Raw genomic sequence first — 5,365 nt, 5'->3', positions numbered from 1 at the left:
TGTGAAGATGGTAAAACCTGCATCGCCCGTTTTGCTTACCGCTGGTGTACCGGTTAAATTAATAACACCGGTACCCACATTCTGGATAGCAAAAGTGTGATTCACCACGCTGCCACCCGGTAAAATAGTACCAAAATCAGTACCATCAGTTAGATCGGCAGTAGTGCTGGCATCTGCTATGCTGATAGTGTTACCGGTTACATTAATACGCGGGGTAGTTAAGATAACCATGGTGGTGGTGGAAGCAGGGCCGGTTTCCACACCATCATTTACAGCCACGGTAATAATACGGTTAGTAGTATTAGGCGATCCGGCCGTATTCTTGTACTCCAGCATTTTGATGGCAGCAATATAACTGGCCTGCGAAGCCTGCCCCGAAAGTGTGATGGTGCTGATGCCATTACCCGAAATAGTAATACCCGCAGGCAGTACGCCATTCAGGTTCAGGCTTTCGTTACCTGCATTCAGCACATTGGTTAAAGTAATAGTAGCGCTGAAAATATTACCGGCGTCCGGGTCTACTATACTAAGATCGGTATCTGCGATCTTTGAGCCGGTAGCGCTGCCGGCATTAAAATAGTTCAGGTAATTATAATTGCCGGTAGCGCCGGAGCTATTGTCCGGATCCAGGTTTACGAGCGGACAGTTATTTACATTTATTGTTTTGGTGATCTTATTATTATCGTAGTAGCATTCTTTATAAGTAGAATTCTGGTTCGCAAGGGATGACAGTGTAAAGGGCGTACCCACCGCATGTCCTACGCCACCGGCCACAAAGCTGCCATTATCGTTGATGATCAGCGTTAAAGGCACATTCAGGTTGTTGTAACCGGTCATGTCAATATCAAAAACAAACACCTTACATTCTCCTACCCCCACGGCCTGGTTAAAGGTGCTGGTATATACCAGCTTAGCCGCAGGGTCCACGGTCGGATCGCCCTGGTAAAATGAAATGGGCATTCCCCCGTTGCTGCTGCCGGAGCCGGGATTACAGATATTTATATTGGCTCTTACAATATTACAGGAAGCGCCTTTGCTGAAGGTTATATTACCGGCGCCATCGCTAAAGGCAATATCCGGTTTGGAACCATAATAGTCTGCCGATAGCAGGAACTGGTAGAAAGGATTGGCCAGGCCGGTTTTATTGGTTATTGTCAGCTCACTTTTATCGGCCGACAAAGAAAATAAAAGGTCATAATTATCACCGGGAATAGTGAATCCAACGGTATTTGCATGGGTACTGGTGCTAACATTCGTTAAGGGCACCCCTTTAAATGCATAGTTATCATCGCGCCGGGTAGCGCCGGATAAACCTACCTGCTGATAGAAATAACCGGTGGCGGTTTCAGTGGCCAGGTCTATATAAGCATATGCAGCCAGGGAGTTCTCATTACTTTCCCGGTCTGTATTTACCGCGTTGCCGGTTTCATTAAAATAAATGGAGTTGGTACCCGGCGGTATTTTAAAGATCCTGCTAACACCTGTTGTGGAGCTTAGTCCGCTGGGGATAGCTTTAATTTCTGTGTTGATGAAATCCGCGCTCATACCCTGTCCTACACGATGGTAGAACTCCACTACATAGGCGTCATCAAAATCACGTGCATAGTTAGCATCTCTTTTTATATACAGGTTAGTGCCGGAAACATAGATCTGTGGATTATACAGGCCCACTGCACCTGCAGTCGTGAGCTTTGCTGAATAGTCGCCGGTTATAACGCCGGAAGCGGTCATGCTGCTGGTGGAAGTGCTGCTCATGTCATTGATCACATAAGTAGATCTTCTGTCCACAGAACCGCCGTTTGATAAGGTAACAAAACCGTCGGTTAAACCGGCATCCAGGTCGATGTTAAAACGTAAGTTGGAATAACCTTCCTCTGTACCGCTGCCGGAATTCAGGTCTGTAGCGCTGGAGTTGGTACCTTTCGCCGAAATGCTGATCAGGTTAGTGCCTGCGGGGATAGGTATTACCAGGTCGGTATTCGCAGCGGCGCTGCCATGCAGTAATGCCCGGATCTGCGGGCTTAGCGGGTTTAAAGAGTTTGTATAGGGTGAAAGATACTCAACGTAATAGGAAGTATGTATGCTGGTAGCGGTTTCCGTGATGGTTAAAGTGCTGCCGGAAACCGTAAAGTTAACGTTATTCAGGTCCGGGGTGGCATCCCCTATCTTGCTGGCAACAGGTATCAGCGCGCCCAGGGCGGCATCCTTCCATCCATATACATTGGTGCCGGAACCATCCGTGTTTGTATTCTTTGCATAGTTTACGTACCCGGAAGAAGTATTGGTTGCAAGATTGATGATAGCATTAATGGTGATGAAATCTTCATCACCCTGCGCATTATCGCCACCGGTAGTTATACCGGTTTCAGACGAGGTATAAACCGCAATGGACTTGGTTCCTGCCGGAATGGTAAACACAGGCGCACTGCCCCCGGGAGCTTTGTATTTAACTTCCGCACCTAACAGGTCAGCTCTTTTACCACCACTGGGGCTACACGGACTATAAGGCAGCTGGCCAAATGTCAACAATGAATGCAGGATTAAGCCGGCGCTTAACAGTCCTTTAATTAAATTTTTTTTCATAGACAGTATAGGATAGCTATAAAAACGGGCTGCTCTTTATATGGATGAATGCGAGGATTTTGCCCGCTGTTCACTGATTAATGAGGGGATCTGACGTGAAGATTGTCCCAAATAAACATGTATGCTTGTAGTGCTGTGATCTTATTTTGGCTATAGGATCTTGATATTAAAGGGAATAACACGTCCAAACGGTCAGCCCTACAAACAACTGTATTTCTTCGCTGCAAATATATAAAATGTATTTTATATAATTTAATAATAAGATTATTATTGGATAACATGTGTAACGTTCGTGTTATAAAAAGGAGCAAATGAGGATCACAAAGGCTGGCAAGGGTCCCAATAACTATATGATCATTAATATTTATCACCGGGGCATTTTCATTTTCGTGGGAAACCAAACGCCACCTTCACGTTCCTGGGAACGATCCGGTGGCGTGGCAAACAACTGTATTTATAGGATAGATTAAAAACGCTTTTATTAACCGCGCCCTGCACATATCTCCTAAAACTGCGCCAGTATCCGGAAAAACGGGCACTCAGCAGTGGAAGCTCCGTTGAGCCGGTACGGTTAGCGGCTGGGATTGGCGGGGAAAGCCCCGTGACCAGGCGCGCAGCGTGTGGAAACCGGGCTACAGATTGCAGTGTATGGTCCATGGTCCATAGCCGATGGACCATTGCCTTCTTCATATTGTACGCATTGCGTGGTAAGCAAAGACCACGGTCCATAGCCCACCGCCTTTTGCGTTTTACATCCTTCACGCAGCGGGCAATGGACCATCGACCATGGACCGTGGACTATGGGGCCTGCGGTCCCACACTAATGCACCCTCACCGCATCCAGGAACTTGATCTCCACCACATACGTTCCTTCCAGTTTCACCACAAATGCAAACCGCGGATTCACGGAAAATGCGTTAGCCTCCATATTATCCACCTTCACAAATTGCGACGGGATCCGGTAATACATCAGGTGGTTCCAGTCCGTAGCACCGTCATTATACCGGGTAAGCGGGAACGGCGCCAGCTCAAAATCGCAGATCATGGCCGTATCCGTAGTAATAATAGGATGAAAGCGTGCATAGTTCTCAAACACCGGCCGGTCGCCACGCTTAATGATCTCACCTGCCTTTGGATTGAACGGGTTGCCGTTCTTATCCACCAGCTTCAGGATCACACGGGCGCCTTCATTAGACACTTTGGTGAGCGTCATTTTCGGGTTGCGCATAGGAGTGGCTGCGTTGTTCACATTAAACGCATTGGATACATTATCTTCTATGGTAAAAATATCATCCAGCGTTGGATCTACAACGCTGATCTGGCCAAAGCTGGTAAAGGTGTGGGAGCCATGTATGTTCTGGGAGGCAACATCAAAAAGGTAATCGCCCAGCGGCAGGTTCAGGGATGCTTTGTTAAACACGAACTGCCCGCTGTTCTCATTAAAATACATTGGCTTCAGCTTCTGGATCTCGCGCTTTTTATTGAGCTGCTCCACGCTGGTATCTGTTTCCACGTTAAAAGATTCCCCGTCTTTGAAAACCAGCACCTCATAATCATCAAAAAAAGACTGTGGCGCCGGTTTACCGGTAGCTTTATCCCGCAGGTTCAGCATTTTAAAGGTTACCGGCGGCGTAGATTCATCGGTGTTAATACGGTCCGACTGCTGCAGGCCTAGCCCTCTTTTGCAGTAGATCACGTTATCCTTGTAGCGCATCTGGTCACTTAAAAAGCCCGGCTCTACTTTTTTACAGGCAGCCATCACAAAGGCTGTACACAGTATAAACAATAGTATTTTTTGCATGTTGTTTCGCTTTAATGGTTAGTGAACTTCAGTATTAAAAAACAAGCGGTGATAGCCGTTCAGCACATGCACAATACCCGTGTTGGTAATAATACCGGAGGTTTGGCAAATGGCGGCATTATCCTTTTCACTTTGCGGGATCTGGCCCGGGTCTAAAGCCTGGTCATCACGGGAGCCGATCACTTTTGTATAGTTCACCATATCCACATAGGAAACATAATCATTGTAAGGATAGGTGCGCAGTAAGCTGATCATGAACTTTGTGTTGGGAATAGCGCCCAGCATACAATCATAAAGCTGTCCCTGCCGGTTCATCTGCTCCCGGTTAATGGCGCCCTTGATCATATACAGCTTCAGGGAATCCTGCAGCTCCTTTACAGAAATGCTATCCATATTAAAAGGGATATTCTCATCGCCGGTTTGCTCCGCCGCACGCAGCTGGCGGATCTTCAGGTAATCATCCACCCCGTAATTGGTTACGGCAAAAAAGGTTATATCGCTGTTTACCATATCCTTCAGGCCGGCACGGTCTATCAGGTATACCAGGGAATCAAATACCCGTTGCGACTTCAGGTAATCGTAGGTGGTCATGTTCACATGCGGATCATGTACCCCCCCATCATTCTTGTAATCATTCTTTTTACAGGAAAAAAGAAAAATAGCAGCAGCTAATATGAGAAAGGTGATATTTAAACGGTATTGCATATACGTAATATTAAATGGTCAGAAAAAAGGGATCAGATCTTGCCTGCCCAGAAACGGGTTTGCGTAAGGAACTTGTTGCCCCTGAACAGGCGGGGATCAACCGGCCAGTAAAAGCCTTCCTGCGCATAGCGCTGTTCCGTAAGCCAATCCACAATGTAGGTGTAGGTTTTAGTACGCACCAGGTCGTAGAACAGCTGCCCTTCCAGGTATAGCTCCTTCCCTCTTTCCAGGATGTAATCATACATCAGCACATCCGGCGCAGGCATGGTTAAGGGC

Annotated in this window: 3 protein-coding genes and 1 pseudogene; all 4 read right to left on the bottom strand. The window is 47.0% G+C overall.

Annotated elements, in window-relative coordinates:
- The coding region (locus VIM87_RS12070; RefSeq protein WP_331997235.1) for a hypothetical protein at positions 1–2,583 on the bottom strand (2,583 nt) is incomplete at its 3' end.
- Positions 2,584–3,403: 820 nt separating this feature from the next.
- The gene (locus tag VIM87_RS12065; RefSeq protein ID WP_331997234.1) at positions 3,404–4,384 is read right to left on the bottom strand and encodes a DUF5007 domain-containing protein; all 981 of its coding nucleotides are present in this window, start codon (positions 4,382–4,384) and stop codon (positions 3,404–3,406) included.
- 18 nt (positions 4,385–4,402) lie between these two features.
- Positions 4,403–5,089: a hypothetical protein gene (locus tag VIM87_RS12060; RefSeq protein WP_331997233.1), complete on the bottom strand. Its 687-nt coding sequence runs from the start codon at positions 5,087–5,089 to the stop codon at positions 4,403–4,405.
- Between the two features lie 32 nt (positions 5,090–5,121).
- Positions 5,122–5,365, bottom strand: a pseudogene (locus tag VIM87_RS12055) (hypothetical protein); the annotation flags it as partial.

Origin of the sequence: Chitinophaga sp. (assembly GCF_036569125.1) — a bacterium.
In the GTDB taxonomy this organism is placed as follows: domain Bacteria; phylum Bacteroidota; class Bacteroidia; order Chitinophagales; family Chitinophagaceae; genus Chitinophaga.
Note: the sequence above shows the minus strand (reverse complement) of the source record. Positions and strands in the feature narration are given on the sequence as shown.